Annotated in this window: 25 protein-coding genes; 6 read left to right on the top strand and 19 right to left on the bottom strand. The window is 37.6% G+C overall.

Annotation, left to right across the window (positions count from 1 at the left end; all coding sequences use genetic code 11):
• Window positions 1-56: 56 nt before the first annotated feature.
• The 6 genes from MKY88_RS08680 to MKY88_RS08655 all read right to left on the bottom strand — a co-directional run bounded on the left by MKY88_RS08680 (window position 57) and on the right by MKY88_RS08655 (window position 2915).
• Window positions 57-944, bottom strand: coding sequence for a hypothetical protein (locus tag MKY88_RS08680; protein WP_328202057.1), 888 nt, complete (start codon window positions 942-944; stop codon window positions 57-59).
• Window positions 937-1449 (bottom strand): sigma-70 family RNA polymerase sigma factor, encoded by a 513-nt coding sequence (locus tag MKY88_RS08675; RefSeq protein WP_291758431.1) that lies wholly within the window; start codon window positions 1447-1449, stop codon window positions 937-939. Before MKY88_RS08675 ends, MKY88_RS08680 begins: the two co-directional genes overlap by 8 nt.
• Window positions 1450-1559: 110 nt before the next feature.
• On the bottom strand, window positions 1560-2168 hold the full coding sequence (locus tag MKY88_RS08670; protein ID WP_328202061.1) for an SCO family protein: 609 nt from the start codon (window positions 2166-2168) through the stop codon (window positions 1560-1562).
• A 103-nt stretch (window positions 2169-2271) separates the two neighbouring features.
• Window positions 2272-2394 carry a YvrJ family protein gene (locus MKY88_RS08665; RefSeq protein WP_081791145.1) on the bottom strand — a complete coding sequence of 41 codons (123 nt, stop codon included), beginning with the start codon at window positions 2392-2394 and terminating at the stop codon, window positions 2272-2274.
• A gap of 67 nt (window positions 2395-2461) precedes the next feature.
• Window positions 2462-2686 carry a DUF2922 domain-containing protein gene (locus MKY88_RS08660; RefSeq protein ID WP_069480900.1) on the bottom strand — a complete coding sequence of 75 codons (225 nt, stop codon included), beginning with the start codon at window positions 2684-2686 and terminating at the stop codon, window positions 2462-2464.
• Window positions 2687-2699: 13 nt separating this feature from the next.
• A complete protein-coding gene (locus tag MKY88_RS08655) occupies window positions 2700-2915 on the bottom strand; it encodes a DUF1659 domain-containing protein (protein WP_036125071.1) in 216 nt (71 codons plus the stop codon).
• A 120-nt stretch (window positions 2916-3035) separates the two neighbouring features.
• Here MKY88_RS08655 and MKY88_RS08650 point away from each other — a divergent pair, with 120 nt between their 5' ends.
• Window positions 3036-3464, top strand: a complete 429-nt coding sequence (locus MKY88_RS08650; protein WP_193833627.1) for a DUF2621 domain-containing protein — start codon at window positions 3036-3038, stop codon at window positions 3462-3464.
• Window positions 3465-3561: 97 nt separating this feature from the next.
• On the opposite strand, the gene MKY88_RS08645 is transcribed toward MKY88_RS08650, so the two are convergent.
• From MKY88_RS08645 to MKY88_RS08630, 4 genes are all read right to left on the bottom strand, one after another.
• A complete protein-coding gene (locus tag MKY88_RS08645) occupies window positions 3562-3735 on the bottom strand; it encodes a hypothetical protein (protein WP_340813426.1) in 174 nt (57 codons plus the stop codon).
• A gap of 146 nt (window positions 3736-3881) precedes the next feature.
• On the bottom strand, window positions 3882-4376 hold the full coding sequence (locus tag MKY88_RS08640) for a CcdC family protein (protein WP_291758425.1): 495 nt from the start codon (window positions 4374-4376) through the stop codon (window positions 3882-3884).
• Window positions 4377-4400: 24 nt separating this feature from the next.
• A complete protein-coding gene (locus tag MKY88_RS08635) occupies window positions 4401-4787 on the bottom strand; it encodes a response regulator (RefSeq protein ID WP_008175626.1) in 387 nt (128 codons plus the stop codon).
• Window positions 4788-4821: 34 nt separating this feature from the next.
• On the bottom strand, window positions 4822-5532 hold the full coding sequence (locus MKY88_RS08630) for a cytochrome c biogenesis CcdA family protein (RefSeq protein WP_008175625.1): 711 nt from the start codon (window positions 5530-5532) through the stop codon (window positions 4822-4824).
• A 352-nt stretch (window positions 5533-5884) separates the two neighbouring features.
• Between MKY88_RS08630 and MKY88_RS08625 the strand changes: the two genes are divergently transcribed.
• The 4 genes from MKY88_RS08625 (at window position 5885) to MKY88_RS08610 (ending at window position 9634) form a co-directional block, all read left to right on the top strand.
• Entirely contained in the window at window positions 5885-6616 is a 732-nt protein-coding gene (locus MKY88_RS08625) for a FadR/GntR family transcriptional regulator (RefSeq protein ID WP_309138009.1), read from the top strand.
• A gap of 142 nt (window positions 6617-6758) precedes the next feature.
• Window positions 6759-7475 carry a (Fe-S)-binding protein gene (locus MKY88_RS08620; protein WP_340813424.1) on the top strand — a complete coding sequence of 239 codons (717 nt, stop codon included), beginning with the start codon at window positions 6759-6761 and terminating at the stop codon, window positions 7473-7475.
• A gap of 15 nt (window positions 7476-7490) precedes the next feature.
• Complete coding sequence (locus MKY88_RS08615) at window positions 7491-8921, top strand: LutB/LldF family L-lactate oxidation iron-sulfur protein (RefSeq protein WP_340813423.1); 1431 nt, start codon at window positions 7491-7493, stop codon at window positions 8919-8921.
• On the top strand, window positions 8918-9634 hold the full coding sequence (locus MKY88_RS08610; RefSeq protein ID WP_340813422.1) for a LutC/YkgG family protein: 717 nt from the start codon (window positions 8918-8920) through the stop codon (window positions 9632-9634). Before MKY88_RS08615 ends, MKY88_RS08610 begins: the two co-directional genes overlap by 4 nt.
• A 116-nt stretch (window positions 9635-9750) precedes the next feature.
• Here the strand turns inward: MKY88_RS08610 and MKY88_RS08605 are convergent, their stop codons facing one another.
• Window positions 9751-11046 (bottom strand): MFS transporter, encoded by a 1296-nt coding sequence (locus MKY88_RS08605; RefSeq protein ID WP_340813421.1) that lies wholly within the window; start codon window positions 11044-11046, stop codon window positions 9751-9753.
• A gap of 123 nt (window positions 11047-11169) precedes the next feature.
• Between MKY88_RS08605 and MKY88_RS08600 the strand changes: the two genes are divergently transcribed.
• Window positions 11170-12420 carry a helix-turn-helix domain-containing protein gene (locus MKY88_RS08600; RefSeq protein WP_328202075.1) on the top strand — a complete coding sequence of 417 codons (1251 nt, stop codon included), beginning with the start codon at window positions 11170-11172 and terminating at the stop codon, window positions 12418-12420.
• A gap of 39 nt (window positions 12421-12459) precedes the next feature.
• Here the strand turns inward: MKY88_RS08600 and MKY88_RS08595 are convergent, their stop codons facing one another.
• The 8 genes from MKY88_RS08595 to MKY88_RS08560 all read right to left on the bottom strand — a co-directional run bounded on the left by MKY88_RS08595 (window position 12460) and on the right by MKY88_RS08560 (window position 21267).
• The gene (locus MKY88_RS08595; protein ID WP_340813420.1) at window positions 12460-14364 is read right to left on the bottom strand and encodes an endonuclease MutS2; all 1905 of its coding nucleotides are present in this window, start codon (window positions 14362-14364) and stop codon (window positions 12460-12462) included.
• Between the two features lie 457 nt (window positions 14365-14821).
• The gene (gene rarD / locus MKY88_RS08590; RefSeq protein ID WP_069480892.1) at window positions 14822-15733 is read right to left on the bottom strand and encodes an EamA family transporter RarD; all 912 of its coding nucleotides are present in this window, start codon (window positions 15731-15733) and stop codon (window positions 14822-14824) included.
• Between the two features lie 129 nt (window positions 15734-15862).
• A complete protein-coding gene (locus MKY88_RS08585; protein WP_193831566.1) occupies window positions 15863-16408 on the bottom strand; it encodes a hypothetical protein in 546 nt (181 codons plus the stop codon).
• Window positions 16409-16597: 189 nt separating this feature from the next.
• Window positions 16598-17767, bottom strand: coding sequence for a toxic anion resistance protein (locus tag MKY88_RS08580; protein WP_193831565.1), 1170 nt, complete (start codon window positions 17765-17767; stop codon window positions 16598-16600).
• A gap of 222 nt (window positions 17768-17989) precedes the next feature.
• Window positions 17990-19234 carry an ABC transporter permease gene (locus tag MKY88_RS08575; RefSeq protein WP_193831564.1) on the bottom strand — a complete coding sequence of 415 codons (1245 nt, stop codon included), beginning with the start codon at window positions 19232-19234 and terminating at the stop codon, window positions 17990-17992.
• Window positions 19218-20123: an ABC transporter ATP-binding protein gene (locus MKY88_RS08570; RefSeq protein WP_340813416.1), complete on the bottom strand. Its 906-nt coding sequence runs from the start codon at window positions 20121-20123 to the stop codon at window positions 19218-19220. Before MKY88_RS08570 ends, MKY88_RS08575 begins: the two co-directional genes overlap by 17 nt.
• 13 nt (window positions 20124-20136) lie before the next feature.
• A complete protein-coding gene (locus MKY88_RS08565; protein WP_328202079.1) occupies window positions 20137-20667 on the bottom strand; it encodes a DUF2812 domain-containing protein in 531 nt (176 codons plus the stop codon).
• Between the two features lie 63 nt (window positions 20668-20730).
• Window positions 20731-21267, bottom strand: coding sequence for a DUF2812 domain-containing protein (locus MKY88_RS08560; protein WP_291758404.1), 537 nt, complete (start codon window positions 21265-21267; stop codon window positions 20731-20733).

Below are 21267 nucleotides of genomic sequence, written 5' to 3'. Positions count from 1 at the left end.
AAACCCCCATCCCCTCTTTTTTATTATTATAAATGGAAAATCTTATAGTTCACTAGCTAATTACCAAGAATAAATTCTCTGATGGTGGTTGCCATTTTTTCCTGCATTTCTTGTGGATCTCCATTTAGTTGGTAACCAATATGATAGACATAGCCATTGTAATATGAATAAAATTCGTTGGCTCTTGTAGTCATTTGATAGATTCTCTTATCCGCTGCGTCATAATTATAGTAAATATAAGGAAAACCTTGATTTGGTGTCATCTCCCGAAATAACAAAGGATTCATAAAATTTAATGCTACATTGGAGATCTTAATGTCCGCAGTATCTTCAATATTTTGAGACTTTACATAGTCTGCTAAGGGATTTCGATCAACATTTGTCACCGTAAAATTAATATATTGTAGATCCACGCCAGTGTAAGATTTTTCTTTAAAACTAAATTGGAATTGCGTTTGCTGACTACCATCATCCATTTTTGATGTTACCGCATATACTTCCTGAATGTTCGGTTTAAATGGCAGATTTTCAGAATTAGTGAGATGGACAGCATTTCCCAGCAAAGTTGCTACTGATTGCATAGCCTCGAAGCCTTGAAGTGGTGCATAGTACTTGATATTTTTTGCCTGACTTAAATAATTTGCTATCGGAAAAAACTGACTGAACGTTGTATCTTTTCCTTCTACTTCTGTATGAAATAAATCGGTGAATAGAAGTTTTTTGCCTTCATCCTCTACCTCTGTCGTCACCTGATCCATTGGTTGTGTTACTTGCCAAGCAATGAAAAATAAAATAGAGCATGTGATCATGATCGTGAATGCACGATTCGTCCATTTTGACTTGGAAGGATACGACTCGTGCTGAACTTGTTGTCGAACCTTTTGAATAATCGCCTCTTTATGTGCCGTGACATCCTGTAACACCTGCATTGTATGATTATCCATGGAAAAGTACCTCCCATTCAATATGTTGTAAATCTATCTTTAATAGTTCCTTCCCCTTCTTCAAACGTGATTTCACCGTACCCTCTGGGATTGCCAGTAGTTCAGCAATTTCTTTAATCGTCATTTCCTCCAAGTAATAATAAACAATCGCTTCTCGCGGCTTGATTGGTAAGCGCAAAATGGCTTCATCTAATAAAGCATGTTCATCTTGAAGAATGAGTGTATCCTCAAAAATGGCTTTTTGCTTTAAAAATTTATGTTGAAATTTAATTTTTCGATAGGCCCAGCTTTTTAAATAATCTTTGCATTTATTGATTGTCATGCGGGCAAGGTATGCCTTCATTTCTCCTCGTTCCTCATATTGTTTTTGATGATAAAATTTAATAAAAACATCCTGCACAATATCCTCTGCTATTTGTAAATCCTTTGTATAGTAATAAGCAATACGAAACAAACTCTCCGTATGTATAGCCATCAGCTGCTCCAATTTTTCTATATCAGACATATACATTCCCTCCTTCTACACTATAAACGATTCCCAACCAGAAAAAGATTATTTTTCCAGATTTTAAAGGACATAAAAAAACCGTCTCAAAAGTTCGAGACGGTTGCTAATTATAAATTTTCATCAACATATGTTTCAATATCAGAAGCTATTGTATCAATTGGTACATCTTCAATATTTTCAGCGAAGCCATTATACATTTTAACGATTGTTCCATCTTTATCGACTAGGAAAAATTGATTACCATGGATAACTTGATCACTATTAGGATCGTTTTTCACTAAAATTTTCGTATTTTTAACCGCAAACTGTTCGATATATTTTTGTGAATAACCTGTAAGAAGATTCCATTTAGAATCATCTGGCACATTATATTTACTAATATAGTTGGCTAATACTTCTGGCGTATCAACATCTGGATCTACGGAAAAGGCGACGATATTATAATCCCCTACCCCTTTTTTCTGAAGCTTTTCTTGGACTTGTGCCATATTCAAGGACATTGGTGGGCAAATCGATACACAGTTCGTGAAAATATACATACCGATCCATGGCTTGCCTTTTAAACTTTCAAGCGAAACCGTCTCTCCACGCTGATTGACATGTTCAAAATCAGGTATTTCCAAACTATAATCTGCTTTAAATTTGGAATTCCCACAGGCACCTAGTACAGTCGCACAGGCTAAAAGCAATACTAGCCCAATTAGTTTATGTTTCATGTTAACACTCTCCCTAACCTAACTATCCTCATCCTAACTTAGGCTGTAAGCATTGACAAGAACTTCTAGGTGACAGCTTTCGTACATATTTGTGAAATTAATTTCATTTTAAGGAAACAAGTGCCTCATGAATCGCATCTAGCTTTACTTCGACACGGTGTAATAAATAAAAGGACACTAAAATCGGAAAACCAATATCCGAAATCATGCTTAACCACTGTTCCATTAATTATCCCCCTCTCACTAAGATAAAAATGGCCTTTGCAGTTCTCTTAGCAAAGACCATTTTTGCATTATTCTGTTGCTACATCGAATTCTGTTACTTGTCGGTCTACAATGCGTGCACCTTTGATAGCTGCTAACGACCCAGCTTGTCCAGAAAATACATTTTTAGCCAAAATAGTTTGCATGACCTTTTGAATGTCAGCTGCGGTTATTGCTGGCTTCGGTGCATCAATCGTCAGCGTAGATGTTTTACCATCCACTGTAGCAAATTGTAACTCTAAAACTTGTGCCATCTTCTGATCCCCCTTAAGTTAATTCGCTTGTCTCTTGCTTTTCAATACCAGCCAGTGCTTGTGATGAGAGACTGGCCATCCCTTGTGCGACAGCTACTAAATCTTCTACGCTATGTGTCTTAGCAATATTACGATACGATTTAGTAGTGAATGTTGGCTCATTTTGCTCATTGTAGCCTTCCACATATTTAAGTCGCAGTGTAGCATGTAAAAAATTCTCATTCGCCATACATCTCACCTCCCTTCAAACACTATATAAAGACGAATTGCTAAAAAAGGGACATTATAGGATGAATTTTCTTTCGGAAGCTCTTATAATAGAATCAGAGAAGGCAAAGAGGTGAACGATTTGTTACAAGGTTGGTTTTTATGGTTTATTTTATTTTGGGTAGTTGTCCTCATTTCATTGATGGCGATTGGCGGCTTTTTCATGTTCCGCAAGTTTTTAAAAGCACTCCCAAAGCAGGATGGAAAGTCTGATTTAGATTGGCAGGAATTTTATTTAGATAAAACAATCCATTTATGGGGACAAGCTGAAAAAGAGTTACTCTATGAGCTTGTAAGCCCTGTCCCTGAGCTCTTTAGACAAGTAGCAAAGGAGAAAATTGCAGGGAAAATTGGCGAGCTCGCTTTAGAGGAAAAAGCATCTGCCATAAATAATGACCTCATTATTCGCGGCTACATCCAAGCAACGCCGAAACGCGATCACAAATTTTTACGCAAAAAATTAGAGCAAATGCAAATTGACATCGCCCCCTACGAACATTTATTTGAATAAAGTAAGCTACGCTGCACATAGACTTGTGCAGCGTTTTTTTGGATCGATTGGGGTTGTTCTTCGTTTCTTTTTTAGCGTGGCATCCTTATTTGCGGTTTTACGGCCCTATGATGGCTCTATCCGCCACTTTTGTTGGGCTAGCCTCATTTGAAGTTCTATCCACCACTTCGCTGGTTTTATCTGCCTCTTTTGCGGAGATAGCCTCATTTGGTGCCCTAGCCACCACTTTTGCGATGCTATCCGTCACTTTGCTGGTTTTTATCCGTCTCATTTATCGGAACATCCTCATTTGGCGCTCTATCCGTCACTTTCCTCGCTCCACCCACCACTATGACCATTCAATCCACCACAAGCATGACAAGTCAATCTGCCCCACCTCCTAACTCAGAGCATAAAAAAACTACACTAGTTTGAGTACTAGTGTAGTTGAGGAATCGTTTTTTTGATTTTTTTAAACTGGATCAGCATGGCAATTCGCCAAGGTACTAACATGGCGAAGGCTAGGATCCAGAACATGCCTGCTAATTCGCCGACATCGATGGAGTTGCTTAAAATCATTTTGGCCACTACTCGGAATATTAATAAACCAAATAATATAAAAACGAATGCTTTTGAACGTTTTAAATAAATATCTCGACCCTTCACTTCAAATTTGGAAGTGGCAATTAATATGGTCGAGAACACCATTCCTACAGCGGCTGCTTCTAATATTTGCATGGGTGGCACTCGGAATTGTTCAAATAAAAACATGAGCGCACCAGAAGACATCGCGATTGGCGGAATAATAATTTTCTTCTCATTTGTTGGAATTTTGGAAGCTCTCATACGTATGACCATGACAAAGCTACCCATAAGAATGGCCATAATGGTTGACCCAATAACATAATAGTGAGAAGGGATATTGCTTAACATAAAAGATCCTCCTCTAATGTCAAATTAGCAATTTTGTCCAAGTAATTGGTCAGCGACGGCTCTTAATCTTTCTGGCTCAAAAGGCTTGGTAATAAAATCTTTTGCCCCACTTTCAATCGCTTCTACAATTAACTTTTGTTGGCCTAATGCTGTTACCATAATTATTTTTGCATTTGGAAACTCTGGGATAATTTTTTTTACTGCCGCAATACCAGTCATAACGGGCATCGTTACATCCATTGTTACTAAGTCTGGTTGTAACTCTCGATACATAGCCACAGCTTCTTTACCATTTGCTGCCTTACCTACTACCTCGTAACCCCATTCTGAAAACATATTACTGATTGCAACACGCATAAATAGCGTATCATCCACTACTAAAACTGTAGGCACATGTTCATCTCCCTCCACGTTAAAGTACGGTATGCCTCTTTAGTGTATCAAATTAAAAGCCTGTAAATCCACCGAAAATAGGCTGTAATATACGAGTAATATACGTTAATCCATCAAAGAATAACAAAATACCCACGGCAATCATTATATAACCACCGATTTTCACGATTTTTTGGCTGTGTGTGCGAATCCATGTCATACGTGAAATAAAGAACGATAACACAAAGAATGGAATTGCGAACCCTAAATAATAGGCGAACATATAACTAAAGCCCGCTCCTGGGTTTGTACTAGCCAACATTATAATAGAAGCTAAAATTGGTCCTGTACATGGTGTCCATCCTGCCGCAAAGGCAATACCAATTAAAACGGATCCCAAATAGCCAGATGGTCGATTTTTAAATTGAAACTTTCGATCCTTCATGAGGAAATCAATTTGTAGTAATCCTACAATCATTAAACCAAATACTACGATTAAAATGGCACCAACCTGACGTAGTAAAGTTTGATAGTTCAGGAAAAACTCTGCCGCATATGAGGCACTTAGTCCAATTATGATAAAAATAATTGAAAATCCTAGTAAAAAGAATAGTGTGTGGAAAATGGCACGCTTTTGTAGCATCCCTTTTTCTGATTTTAGCTCATCTAATGTCATACCAGTTATGTACGATAAAAATGCTGGATACAATGGGAGGGTACATGGTGAAATAAAACTTAAAAACCCTGCACCAAAAGCTAAAAATACGTTAATATCTGATCCCATATTTTCGATCGCTCCTTACAGTTACTGCATCCATCGTACCAAAAAACATGATAAATTGCGCCCTTCCTGATTGTGAACGTTTCATGGCAAAATGATGAGATTTCTGAAAAGTTCTTCCCATACATGTAGAACACTTAATAAGCTACTTCTGCATTATGCGCCCCTGTTGATTTTCTGTCAATAAAATTCGCCATTATTCTACACCATCAAATAGGTTGGTAAATCTCATTTAAATCAGCTCTGCACCCATTTTTTATAGTCCATATATGGTTAATTAGTGAGTGAATCACTGATCTTCATGTATACTATTCATAACAAACGCGCATTTGATTGAAAAAAGAGGTGTAGCTCCTTGGAATTAAGAAAAATAAAACCTAAAAAAATCTATGAAGAAGTGACCGAAATTTTGCATGAAAAAATAAGAGCGGGTGTTTTAAAGCCTGGTGATCGACTGGACTCAGTAGAACAGCTTGCTGAACAATTACAAGTTAGCCGTTCTGCTGTGCGAGAGGCGCTATCTGCCTTAAAGGCAATGGGATTGATTGAAATCAAACAAGGCTCTGGGACTTTTGTAAAAAGTGTGCCGCCAAATAGACTGGATTTTCCATTATCTACAGCCATGTTATCAAATAAACTTGATATTGCCCGTTTATTAGAAGTGCGCAAGATCATTGAGGTAGGAGCAGCAGCAAGTGCCGCCATCAACCGTACAGAACAGGATGTTCAAGCAATGGTCCAAATTTTAGATGACATGAAACAAGCCCATGGAGACGGTGAACTTGGTGAAAAAGTGGATTATCAATTTCATGTGGCGATTGCGACGGCCTCCCAAAATCCCCTACTTGCTACCATTCTAGATCAAGTTTCTGGTCTAATGATTGATACGATGAAAGAAACACGCCGCATTTGGTTGTACTCTAAAAAAACAACAAGCGAGCAACTATATGAAGAACATATGAAAATCTTCCTTGCTATTCAGCAACAAAATGAAGAATTGGCTAAACAGGCGATGACCTCTCATTTAAGCAATGTTGAAAAAGTTCTATTACAGTATTTTGAAACAACCGACTCTAATCCACTTTAAAACAGCCTAGCTCTCGACTAGGTTGTTTTATTTTTTCTGAAAATTCCATCAAAACAGCTTCTTTCTTAGAAAAATTTGTAGTATGATACATATAGCTATAAGTCATCTGATGACCTGTTGTTTATAAAAAGGAGCGATGCATATGAAAGTAACTCTCTTTGCTACTTGCCTAGTGGATATGTTTCAAGGAGATGTCGGGAAAGCCGTTGTGGAAGTATTAGAAAGACTTGGCTGTGAAATTGATTTTCCTGAGCAGCAAATTTGCTGTGGACAGCCTGCGTATAATAGTGGCTATGTGAAAGAATCCAAAAGTGCGATGAAAAGAATGATCACTGCCTTCGAGCATGCCGAATACGTTGTTTCCCCCTCTGGTTCTTGTGCTTATATGTTTAAGGAATATTCAGAGGTTTTTAAGGGAGATCCTCTATGGGAATCAAAAGCAAGTGCATTGGCAGCCAAAACATATGAATTTACTGAATTTATTGTCAATGTATTAAAGATGGAGGATGTTGGAGCACATTTAGAGGGCAAAGCTACTTACCATACATCCTGCCATATGACTCGACTCCTTGGAGTGACTGAGGCTCCAATAAAGTTATTACAAAACGTCGATGGTTTACAGTATGTGGAGCTCCCCGGAAAAGATAGGTGCTGTGGGTTTGGTGGTACATTCTCTGTCAAAATGGGCAATATTTCTGGCGAAATGGTACATGAAAAGGTCCACCATGTAGAGGAGACAGGGGCGGATTATTTAATTGGAGCAGATGCTGGCTGTTTAATCAATATCGGTGGCCGTATTCATCGCCAAGGTAAACCGATTAAAGTGATGCATATTGCAGAGGTTTTAAATTGCCGATAAGAGGGGGAAACATTAATGGCCATGAAAACTAGTAATGAACGCTTTCAGGACCGTGTCACAAATGAGCTTGACAATCAATTTATGCGTAGTGCTGTTTCTAGTGCTCAGGAGCGCTTTCAAACTCGTCATCTACAACAAATTCAGGAACTTGGAGATTGGGAAGAATGGCGTTCACATGGAGAGGAAATACGTAAACATGTTTTAGAAAATCTAGATTATTACCTTTACCAATTAAGTGAAAATGTTGCCACAAGAGGTGGCCATGTTTTCTTTGCTCAAACTGCTCAAGAAGCGACAGCTTATATTCAAGATATTGCGAAAAAGAAAAATGCCTCTAAAATTGTTAAGTCAAAATCAATGGTAACCGAGGAAATTAACCTTAATGCTGCTTTAGAGGAACTAGGCTGTGAAGTGATAGAAACGGACTTAGGTGAATACATTTTGCAGGTTGCAGATCACGAACCCCCATCCCATATTGTGGCTCCTGCTCTGCATAAAAACAAAGAGCAAATTCGAGATGTGTTTAAAGAAAAACAGGGTTACGATCAATCGGAAAAGCCCGAGGAGCTTGCTCTTTATGTGCGTGAAAAACTACGCGATGAATATTTAACTGCCGATATCGGTATAACAGGCTGTAATTTTGCCATTGCTGAAAGTGGATCGATTACTCTAGTCACCAATGAAGGCAATGCTGATTTAGTTACGGCTCTGCCAAAAACTCAAGTCACTGTTATGGGCATGGAAAGAATTGTTCCTACCTTTGAAGAAATGGAGGTTCTTGTTAGCTTATTAACACGTAGTGCTGTAGGTCAAAAGCTGACAAGCTATATTACCACGCTTACAGGAATTAAAGACGAGGATGATACAGATGGGCCTGAAGAATTCCATTTAGTCATAGTGGATAATGGTCGCTCTGCCATTCTTGGTGGTGAATTTCAGCCTATTTTACAATGCATTCGCTGTGCCGCCTGTGTCAATGCTTGCCCTGTTTATCGTCATGTAGGTGGGCATACGTATGGCTCTATCTATTCGGGCCCTGTTGGTGTGGTCCTTTCTCCATTATTAGGAGGCTATGATGATTTTAAAGAGCTCCCCTATGCCTCAACGCTATGTGGTGCCTGTACGGATGCTTGCCCTGTAAAAATACCTTTACATCAGCTTATTCATAGACATCGTCAGGTCATTGTTGAAAATGAAGGCAAAGCACCCGTTTCCGAAAAGCTATTAATGAAGGCATTTGGCTTAGGGGCATCTTCTCCTACTTTGTATAAAATGGCTACAAAAATGGCCGCTCCTGCAATGGCTCCATTCACGAAAGACCATACGATTACTAAAGGTCCAGGTCCTTTAAAAGCATGGACTGAAGCACGAGATTTCCCTGCACCGAATAAAAACCGTTTCAGAGATTGGATGAAACACCGCACAAAAGGAGATGAGGAATCATGACTGGTACCATTCTGCATCGAGAGAATTTTTTAGCAAACATTGCACAGCAGTTAGGGCGTTCACCTATTACAACGCTTCAACGCCCCACTTGGCAGTATCAACCACAAAATCGTACATTAAAAGATGCTACAAGAGACGAATTACTAGAGATTTTCATGAAACAATGCGCCAATATTCATACGAATATCGTGATTTCCAATTGTGCCAAGCTTCCTCAAGATCTTCAATCTGTTGTGGACCATTATGGCGGACAATCCGTCATTACTTCTAAGGATGAACGATTTCTAGATTACGGACTATCTAAATTAATGACAGAAAAATGGCCGCAGTGTAATATTCAATATTATGAATGGAATTCACAGCAACCAGAGGAAAATATTCACTATGCTGAAAAAGCCAATATTGGTTTGACCATTAGCGAGATGACACTTGCTGAATCAGGGACGGCTGTACTTTTTAGCAGTAGGGATCAAGGAAGAAGTATTAGCTTCTTACCTAAAAAATCAATCATTTTAATCCCGAAAAGTACAATTGTTCCACGTATGACAAAAGCAGCACAGTGGTTTCGTGAAAAAATCAAAAATGGAGAAAAAATTCCTTCTTGTATTAACTTCATTACAGGTCCTAGTAACTCAGCGGATATCGAAATGATTTTAATCGTTGGTGTACATGGCCCAATTCAAGCCACTTATATCGTCATCGAGGATCGCTAAGCTCATTAAAGCTGTTGATATTTGCTACTTCAGGCGGTTGCAGTACTCTTATAGAAAGAAAACAAAAGCTATCGTGGCGTCACGATAGCTTTTACTCTACAGTCATAGCCATGCATTTATATTGTTGAATGAGGCACACTTTTTGTTATGTCTTCTTTTTCATAATACTCTGGATGTGCTTCTTTTAAGATGGAAGTACGTAGCATCACAAGTGAAATGATAATGATAATGACACTTGTAACAGGCAATATGATCGTGGCTGGTATAGCATCGTATAATACTCCATAAACAACCATACCAATTGGCATCATGGACATTGCCATTGTTTCCATCAGACCGAAAACGCGTCCGCGGAATTCTTCTGAGATGTTTTTTTGCATATAGACCCCTATTGGCATATTAATACCCATTTCGAAAATGGCGAAAATAAAATAAATGATTAGATAAAAACTAACAATCGCGATATAGGAAAAATTCGTGACTAATGGAATGATTGCTAAGGCGAGACTACCTGCTAACAGTAATAAGCTTATTTTTGAGAAACGTAATGGCGCTTTGACTTCTGGTCTTGTCGCGAAATAAAGAGAAGCTATAAGCATACCCCCTGCACCTGATGCCTGAATAAAACCAAAATGCGTTGATTTTACTTTTAGCAATTCAATGATAATAAACGTTCCTCCAACAGCGATGGCAGAAAAGAATAGATTAATCCATAATGCCACCCACATGATTGTTTTTATGACTTTACGCTGTTTGATATAATAGAAGCCGCCTTTAAGCCCTTCCCACACTTTTTCCTTCTTTACATCTTCTCCTCTTGTACTATAGAGTTTAAAATCCATTGTTGCCTCTAAGCAAAACGCCATGATATACGCTACGATATTTACCATTAAAAATACGTCAATATTGAAGAATCCATACATCATACCGCCAATGACTGGTCCCCCAATGGCAGCCACCGACATCGATAATTGATTAAATGACATCGCGCGCTGTAAACGTTCAGGATTAACAAGTGTAGCAATTGCAGATGAAAACGTGACCCCTGAAAATGCGGAACATATCGTATTAAAAACTGTAGCTATGTAAATAGCATAAACTGACATCCCTACCGTTTCTGTATAAATCAGTAATCCCCCTACGGTCAAAATGGTTCCTGCCTGCGCTAATAAAATCGTTCGTTTTTTTGAAAAATTATCCGCTACATAACCTGCCAAAGGCGCTACGAGAGCACGAGGTAACACAGAACAAATCATATTGGTCGCAAAGCTCATGGCGGACCCTGTCATGGCTAATATATACAAGCTAAAACCAAACGCCATGACATTCGCCCCTAGCATGGCAATCATTTTACTCGCTGTAAATGTCCATAAATGATAGGTCGCCTTTTTTAATTTCTCTGCTTCATTCATCTCAAAACCCCTCCATTTTTTAACTAAATTAAAAAGTTTAATTTCATTAAACAAAATATACCACAGCTCCCCCTTTTCACGCAAGAAAAAGTTTAATATAATTAAACAAAAGGAGGCGAGGCAGTGAACTCTCTAGGCGCACGAATTCGTAAATTAAGGAAAGAACAAAAATTAACATTAGAGGCGCTTGCCGGTGATCGTCTAACAAAAGGAATGCTAAGTCAAATAGAAAATGAAAAGGCCAAGCCCTCTATGGAGAGCCTTGACTATATTGCTGAACGGTTAGGTGTCAAGGCTAGTGAATTACTCGAAGAAGTAACACCTTCATCCATTCGTTCACTTTTAGAGCAGGTCGAAATTTTATTTGCAGAGGTAAAATGGGGAGATATAGCTCGTCATCAAGAAATTGTTGATTTGATAAAGCCATCAGTAGAGGGCCTTCCCGATAGTTACGAAGCAGGCCGTTTATTGTATATATATGCTGTCACACAGTATGAAGTGGGATTAGCTTCATGGGAAACATCCCTCCTGCAAGCCCGTACTATCTTTAAGGAAATTAATTTACTTAGCCATTGGTTCAAAACATTCATCCTGCAAATGAACGTATTGGCGGAAAAACGTCAATATGACTTGGCCTATGCCTGTATTTTACAGGCGCAAGAAATGATTGAACAAGAGGATTATCAGTTTGATTCTCGTGATGCTTTATTAATGGCTTATTATACAAGCATTTTACAGCTTGCCATCGGAGAACATGAAGAAGGGAAAAAATTAATAAACGAAACCATTACGAATGCTCATAAAAACCAACTGTTTTATAAAATTGATGATATGTATCGTATAGGTGCTTATTGCGCGATGATTGACCATGACTTTGAACAAGCTGAGCATATGTTTATGAAGTTGGAGCAATATCGGGCATTTGCCGAACGCGCACTAGTGGATGCTTTCATCTATATTTTACGGGCACATTATTATAATAATTACATGTTTAACTATGAGCAGGCGCTAATAGAAATTGAGAGCTTTAATGAGCTTAAGCATGATGATTTAGAAATTTTGGATTCAAACTATTATTATGCAGAAAAAGGAAAGTCCTTATATTTACTCGGTCGTTATGAAGAGGCAAGGACTGCGTTTGAGCATTTCAAAGCAACACCTATTTTCGTCAGCCATCCATATGATATTTTAGGCTTAAATGAATGCTTTTCCTATAAGGCCCTTTGCTATGCACATTTCGGGGAACTGACAACCGCCTATGACATCGCAAAAATGGCATACAACGATTCACTGGATTTAGTTGATTTGCCTTATAAACGCAAAATCGAAGAAGTCTATATGACGATTAAGGCACAGATTGATTCTACATCTTAATATGAAAGGGATTGCACTACTTCGTGCAATCCCTTGTTTTTACTTTTGCTGATCTTCTTTGATTTGCTTATGAATTTTGCGCAATGCTTTTTTGGACCCCCGCTCAATATCATGCTGAAGCTTACGTTCTTGATAGTCGACAAATAAGGTCTCAAGATCATATCCTTCAGGGTATAATTCGGTTGCCGGTAGCTCTAATGCAAGTCGTTTCACATGAACCTCTAGCATTTGGCCCTTATAGTAGACAGTGACATTATAGAATTGATTCATCTCTTGATAAACAAGCCCGACATCATCATGATCCAATAATTTTACTCGGTCCCCCTTGGCAAATTCAACGATTGCTGCCCTGCCAGTTTTCTCTACTTTCGGCTTACGAATTTTACTATCCTGCACACGAGTCAGCTGATAATCCTTATTATTCATATAATCTTGCGCTCGTTGCAAAACCTCTGCACGGACATTCATTTTTTTAGAAATCCAAAGAGCATTACTCTCTCCAGACGTGCCAATCATTAACTGATACAAAGGCTCTAATGTTTCACTATTAAATCGCATAGCCGCATTCATAAAATCTGGATGCATTTCAGAAAATCGTTTAATTTCTCCGTAATGTGTTGTCGCTACGGTGATACAGCCCATTTGATAGAACTCTTCCAAAATCGCGATAGCCAGTGCCGCACCCTCATTCGGCTCTGTTCCACTGCCGATCTCATCAAACAATAATAGTGTATGGTTATTAGATGATCTCATAATGTCGGAGAGATTTTTCATATGTGATGAAAACGTACTTAGCGCATTTTCCATACTTTGATTGTCACCTATATCGACAAAGATATGATCAAATATAGCCAATTCAGTGCCCTCATCTGCCACGATATGAAAGCCTGACATTGTCGCCAATGTTAATAAGCCCATTGTTTTCAACACGACCGTTTTCCCGCCTGCGTTTGGTCCAGTAATAATTAGACTCCTATAATCTTTTCCAATCGTAAATTGAAGTGGCACAGCATTCCCTGGTAATAAAGGATGTCTACCATTGATTACTTGGATGTAGCCATAATCATTGAGGCGTGGCTCCATGCCGCCAATTTGTTTACTAAATTTTGCTTTAGCAAAAACCATATCATATTGGCTAATCAGCTCCATATTAATGTGGAGGGCGTGAAGATGATCCATTAAAAGCCCTGATAAAGATGCTAAAATCTGATACTCCTCCACCGCCTCTTCAGCCTTTAAAGTAGCTAATTCTCCATTTAATTTAGCGACCACACTTGGCTCCATAAAAACGGTTGCACCCTTTGAGGAGATTTCCACTATCGTCCCCTGTACATGATTTTTATAGGAAGCCTTAATTGGAATCGTATAGCGATCATCCTTTTGACTAATAAAGAACTCCTGTATATACGTTTTATTGGCACTATTGTTCAGGAATTTTGTTAAGCGTTCTTTTATTTTTTCCTCTGTCGTTTCGATATGATGACGAATCCGCTTCAATTCGCGACTAGCAGCTGAATCAACACGATTAGCTTTTATGGCAAAATTAATTTCTTCTTCCACACTTTTAAATTCAGCCATCGAATGCGCGTAAGAGGAAAGAACTGGCGCAAAAAATTCCTTATCCAACATAAATTTTTTAATGTTACGACAGCCTCGTAAAAAGTCTGACATGCTGATGAGCTCACTGGGGTCCAAGATCATCCCTTTTGCCAGTTTGGTCATGATATGCTCAATATTGGATACACCTAAAAATGGGACATGACCCTCCGCATCTACGATTACCCGTGCCTCAGTTGTTTCATTCAAGCGAGTTTTTACAACTGCTAAGTTTGAGCTTGGCATTAATTTATCTAATAACTGTTTGCCCAATCCACTTACACAATAGGATTTAACGATATCTTTTAATTCTTGGTATTGTAACTTCTCTAGCGTAGTAAAATTCATTTGTATATGCTCCTCATTCTGATATTTATCATTCATGAAGATACCTACCCAATATTAGATAGCAATGAAGTGTTAAACAAACTAAAAAAAGCTGTGAGGAATCCCCCACAGCTCTATCTTCAAAAGGCGAGTGTTCATAGCACTACAAATAAAACCTCATTTCCAGAAGTTTCATCCATATATGCACCGCTTGATAAAGTATTGTAGGTATCTACATAGGTTTTGAAATAAATCCATGAGCAAATAAGGGGTCTGTTCATGACATATATCCCCTGTCGCCATATCATTTATTTCATTTAATTTTTACCTAGTTAGAACCTACCGCACTCACAAAAAGCACCTCTCAATTTTTATCATTGTTATCTAATTATTGACATCATCTTACTATATGCTGACTAAATTGTAAAGGTGCGTTCTCCATATTGTCCATTTAACAAAAAAAGACTTGTAGAAAATTCTACAAGTCTACTGATTTATGATGGGCTTTTCTTGTTTCTATAATCTTGGAACCTGAGAATAGTAATAATGCTGCCCAAATGATGCTAAATGCCAAAAGCTCTATCTGACTAAATGGCTCTTTATACAGTACGATACCTAAAATCAATACAATGGTTGGTGAAACATATTGAATAAAGCCCAATAAATACAATGGAATATTTTGTGCACCTTTTGCAAATAGGATGAGTGGCACAGCTGTTACTAAACCACTGAAAATCATCAAGATATCTGTTTTTACGTCTACATGTAAAAACGAAGCTTGATGGGTTGTAAATAGATACACATAATAGCCTAAAGCAAATGGTAGGATTAATAATGTTTCAATAGCTAATCCTCTCGTAGCATCCAGTGTAATTTTCTTTTTCAATACGCCGTATATCGCAAAAGATAGCGCAATCAATAGTGCTACCCATGGTACAGAGCCATAATTGATCGTTAAAATAATAACAGCCATAAAGGCAATTCCTGTCGCTACCCATTGTGCGCGACTCAACGATTCTTTAAAGAAAATCACTCCAAAAATAACAGATATGAGCGGATTAATATAATAGCCTAAGCTTGTCTCAATTAAATGGTTATGGGTTACTGCCCAAATATACAAGTACCAGTTCATCGAAATGACGAAGGAGGCACCCGCAAGCTGCCAGAAATGCTTTTGATGTGACCATAAATATTTTAAGTCCGCGATAAGGTCTTTACGCATTCGAAATACGATGACAGCCAGTACAGTAAAGACAAACGACCAAATCACTCGGGATAATAAAATCTCCATGCTTGGTACATGTTCAAGTAGTTTCCAATAGAGAGGAAAGGCACCCCAAAAGACATAGGCAAAAAATGCCGCCAAAACCCCTTTTTTCTCATTTGACATTGCCACTAACGCTCCCTACTCATAGTGAAATCAATTGCGACCTCACATAATATTAAACTAGTTAAAGAATAGACTTATTATAGGGCTTTGAGTGGCAACTGTAAATGCAAAACTTCTAAACTTCTTAGATCACCGTCCATCCTTCTGCTCTGATTCTAGCTCTGAGATATATTTGCGCACTGTACTATAGCTAATATCTGGATTGATTTGGCGTTTGATGCGTATGTGGATTTCCTTTATGCCAACCCCTTGCTCTCGCATATTTCGGATCATTGACTTAAGAGGTCCCGTTAATGACTCTCTCGACAAGGACGTATATTTACTCAGTTCAATTAATAGCTCTGTATTTTGTTGGCGGAGCACCTGCATTTCCTCTACAACACAATTATATTCCGTTACTTTTTTTTGAAGGACAATGTTTTGCTGCTTAGATTTTTGCAAGTCCTCTGTCAGGACTGCATTTTGTTTTTTTAATGTTTTTCGTTCTTGTTCTATCCCATTTTGCTTATGATCTAAATCTGTATGTCTCGCACTATACACTTTTTCCTTATGCAATAACTCTAAATAACGGCTTTGTGGAATAAGCATTAAAGTTTCAGTTGCGCTAAGAGCAAGCGTTCCATCTTCAAAAGGCTCATACGACAATGTAGAGGATTTTATTTTATTGGTCATCATTTCACTCCTCCACGAATGATTTCATGTAATCGTATTGCTTTGTATAACATCTGTTCGCTTCCTTTTTCATTTGATAATCATTCTCATTTAATTTTATCATAATCAGTATTTTCCATTTTGTCAAAGAACATTTACCGCATACAAAATAAAAAAGCTTCTTGCAAAAATTTCTACAAGAAGCTTCGAGTATTACATTTTTTTCAATTTTTCATATTCTAATTGCAAACGTTCAATACGTTTACGACCTTCTTCACGACTTCTAGCTGTTTCAGCTTGAATTTGCTTCGTTTCTTGAATGCCTGCCATAATTGTTTGCCATGTTGTTTCAATAGTTTCAATTTTTATGCTCGGGCTACCTGCTGCACGTGCAATATTAACGCTATTTTTACTAATGTTTTCAGCATTGCGCACAAGCATTTCATTCGTACGGCGATCTAGCTCAACCATAGAATCGGAAATAAGCTTTTGACGCTTTAAAGTAACGGCATGAATTAAACCTTGTTTAAAAATAGGGATTGTCGTCACAAAGGCTGAATTAATCTTCGCAATTAAATGGTTATTACCCTGCTGCATTAAACGTATTTGAGGTGCAGATTGGAATGATACTTGCTGCGCCATTTCTAAATCATAGCGACGTTGCTCTAATAATTCCACTGCACGCAGCATTGTTTCATATTCCATTGCTGCTAATTGATCACCCGTCTGAGCCTTTTGTTCAAGGGCTGGTAATGTTGAACGAACATCTTCTATCTTTACTTCAATCGCAGCGACAAATTTACTTAAAGATTGGAAGTAATTTAAATTTTGATCGTATAGATTTTCAAGATCAATTGTATTACGTTTCATTTCACCTTCATATTTTTGAATTTCGCGGTAAATGACATCTACTTCCTTATTCATGCTGTCATATTTAGATAAAAATCTTTCCAATTGCTCTTTTCCCTTATTAAAGAGCTTGGAGATGAAGCCACCCTTTTTCTCCTCTGAGAAATCTTGAGGATCAAATTTATCCATAATTTTATTGAGATTATTTAATAGGACACTCGATTCTTCTAGTTTGCTGGACTTCATAGTAGCCAGCATTTTATCTGAAAAAGTAGAAATGCCACTTGCTGTTTCTTTCCCCAGCTCTAGCATGGCAATTTGATCTTTAACATCAATTCGTTGAGCAAGTGCATGAACCTCTGGATCTTTCTTTAACATAAGCTGGTTTTGCGCAATTTGTGATAACTCTTGCTCAGATACAAGTACTGGCTTTTGTTCAGGCTCTTGTTGCATTAGTGGATTAGGCTGTAATAAAGGATTTTCAGTAGCGAATGGGTCCTTGGATTTTAAAAGATCATTGTTGAATTCAGACATACGTTTTACCCCCTGCAATTTATCTCTACAATTTACTTACGATTACCTTGGAAAAAGGTTTCATTTCCGATAGAAAGACAAAGCCAATTTCAAGCTCTTTTTTAAATTATAGCTCCTTTCTAAACAAAATTCGACTGATTATGCAAATTCCTTTACATTGTTTTCTAACATTGGCACGAAACAACCAAAAAGCAGCTACATCATCGTGTAGCTGCTTATCATTTAAGTGGTTACCTTTAAAACTGTTTTAATTTTTTGAATCACACCGCCTGAGCTATATGTCAGTACACTGCGTTTATAGAACGATAAACTAAATAGGTACACGACTATAATCGTTGCGATTAAAATACCTAAAGATAGCATTGGAACTATCCCTCCGATATCTGTAGCACCAATCCTCATTGGCATGATCATCCCTGATGTTAACGGGATATAAGAGAATATTTTAATGATGATTGTATCTGGATTACCCATTCCTGTTAGCATGACATAGAAGCCGATAATCGTAATAATCATGGCTGGCATTAATACCTGACCTGCTTCTTCTACTTTCGATACTAATGAGCCGAATAATGCGCCAATGATAAGATACAGGATAACCGTTAGCAATAGGAATACGATGGCATAGATGACATAGCCAACAGACAATTCTTTGACAATGCTGGCAGCCGCATCCCAAACGATCCCTCCTTTTACGAGCTTAGCATAGATTAGAAATACTGCTGCAAGAATACCCATCTGTGTTAAAGCAAGCAATAATACACCTGCTATTTTTGCTTTAAAATGAGTAGTTGGTTTGACACTTACTAAAAGCATTTCCATTGCTCGTGAACCCTTTTCAGAGGCAATTTCAGTAGTAATCATAGATAGGAATGTAGAAATAAAGAAATAAATTAAAATACCCACTGCATAGGAAACAACTAATCCTGATTGCTTTTCTTCCTCGCTTTTTCCACCCGTTGATTCCTCATTTAAGTTTTTATTGGAAATCGTAGTTTGAGCAGCCATAATTTGTGCTGCCTGTTCGGGTGAAAGCGATAATTGCTGTACCGCATAGTGCTGACCAGCATATTGCAATAAGGATGACAATGTCGATTGATCGTTTAATTTCAGTGGTGTAAACGTAGCAATTTCTGCTTGTAGCTGACCACCTTGATCATTAATCGTCACAATGGCATCTAGTTTGCCATCCTTCACTTTTTTTTCAAGTGTCGGTATATCCTTTTCATCTTGGATAAAGGCCATATCCCCATTAGAAACAAAGATACCACTTAAATCAGCGGATGTCTCATTGATAATGGCAATTTGCTGTGCTTCATCATCACCTGTAAATAGCTCTTTAATTTCAGACCAGAAAACAGCTACAGACATAACAAGGACATATAAACATGTCATTAAAATAAAGGATTTTGATTTTATTTTTGATTTATATAATTGTTTCATCAATAAATTAAACTTCGACAACATTGCCACCTACCTTATCTTTAAAGATTTCATCTAATGATAAATAATCCAGGCTGAATTTTTCAATATACTTTCCATTGGAAAGCTGCTCAAAAATACTTTGGGCAAAGCTTTCATCCGCTAATGTTAGAACCGTTTGTTCCTTCTCTACACGCACATCCTTAACGCCCTCTAACGCCAATAGCTGTGTTGTTGACCAATCTGTCCGTACTGCCAGTTTTGTTTTGCCATATTGTTTCTTTAAATCTAGTAGGCTACCAGAAAATAAAGAAACACCTCTTTTTAATAGGCATAAGTGATCACAAAGTTCCTCAACATTATCCATTTGGTGACTAGAGAACAAAATAGTTGTACCTTGTTCCTTTAAAAGTAAAATGGCATCCTTCAGTAAGTCTTTATTAACCGGGTCCAATCCACTAAACGGTTCATCCAAAATTAAAAATTCAGGTTTATGGATAAAGCTAGCAATAAGCTGTACTTTTTGCTGGTTCCCCTTTGATAGTGTTTCAGCCTTATCTTTTCGTTTTTCTTCCAGCTCAAAACGTTGAATCCAAAAATCAATTTCCTTTTTCAGCTCGGCTTTTTTCATACCACGTAACTCACCAAAAAAGTACAATTGCTCCTCGACTTTCATCGTTGGAAAAATACCACGTTCCTCAGGTAAATATCCTAAGACATCTCGGTTAATCGCATTAACTGGTTGACCATTCCAAGTAATCGTACCTGCCGTTGTCTCCTGTAAATCTAAAATCATACGGAAGGTAGTTGTTTTCCCTGCACCATTTTGACCAATCAGACCAAAGATTTCACCTTTTTCAATTGTAAAATTCAATCCATCTACAGCCGTAAAATCCTTATACTTCTTCGTGACATGCTGTAACTGTAAAGTCATGTTGTCATCCTCCTTATCCTTCGAATATATGTAAATTTTCTTTCAATCTTTTTTTACGGTTTTCATTTTTAAAAATAGAAATACACAACATTATGGACACGATAAAATTTAAGCATCCTACACTAGTGTTGACGATTGATACAGAAGGTCCCCAAGCTCCCATTGAAAAATTATAAAGACCAACTACGATATTGAATAACAACAGTACTATAAAAATACGATTCATCGACTTTAAATAGCTAATTTTAGAGGTAGTATCTGAGAATAATTCAAATGGCCCTTCTGCCTTTGGTTTTCGATAATACGCCCAAACACCGAATTTGTTCACACAATCTATATTCATCGCCTCTAGAAACTCAAAATAGTCCTTCGATTTCCTATTTACAAATTCATTCCGATAAATATATTGTTGTGGCATTCCTTTTTCAAAGACAAAATAACCTACAACTGCTTTTTTTAGATTCCACCCCCGTTCTGCCATTTCATTGACCCACCGTTCTTCCTTTTCATAATCTATAAAAAAACGGTATATTCTTTTTTCCATCCTTTCTCACCCCTAATAGATTTTTTGCTATTTTCTGATTTCCCAGAAAATAATGGACGTCCACTAATCTGAAAATATATTTAACTCTTTCTTCAATCGATTACGTACACGTCTAAGCCTATATAATGGGAAAGAGAATAATATGACTATAATTAGATTAAAGCTATGTAAGATAAATCCTATCCAATTCGTCATTTCATAAGAAAAATCGCCAATCAAGCCTGAAATACCAAAATATAAATTAAGTAGAATAAGAGAGAAAAAGAGTGCCATCTTTTTTGATAGGCTTCCTATTTTAGTTTTTTTATCCGTATAAAGCTCAAACGGACCTCCCTGGGCAGCTTTTCTAAAAAACACAAAATTGCCAGAGCGATCAACTTGTTCAATGCCAGTACTTTCTAAAAATGTTAGATAATCCTCTTCGTAGTAAGTGCCAAATCGCTCTAATTCATCATGGCGATAAATATAGCTGCCTGGTTCTCCACGTTCAAACGTAAAACGAATCCATGTAAACTTTTTCAGATGCCAGCCCTGGCAAGCCAGGTTATTGACCCAATTTTCAATTGCATATGGATTAATCATCAAACGATATTTATGCAT

Source organism: Lysinibacillus sp. FSL R7-0073 (assembly GCF_038009065.1).
GTDB classification, from domain to species: Bacteria; Bacillota; Bacilli; order Bacillales_A; family Planococcaceae; genus Lysinibacillus; species Lysinibacillus fusiformis.
This window is presented reverse-complemented; position numbering and strand designations above follow the sequence as displayed.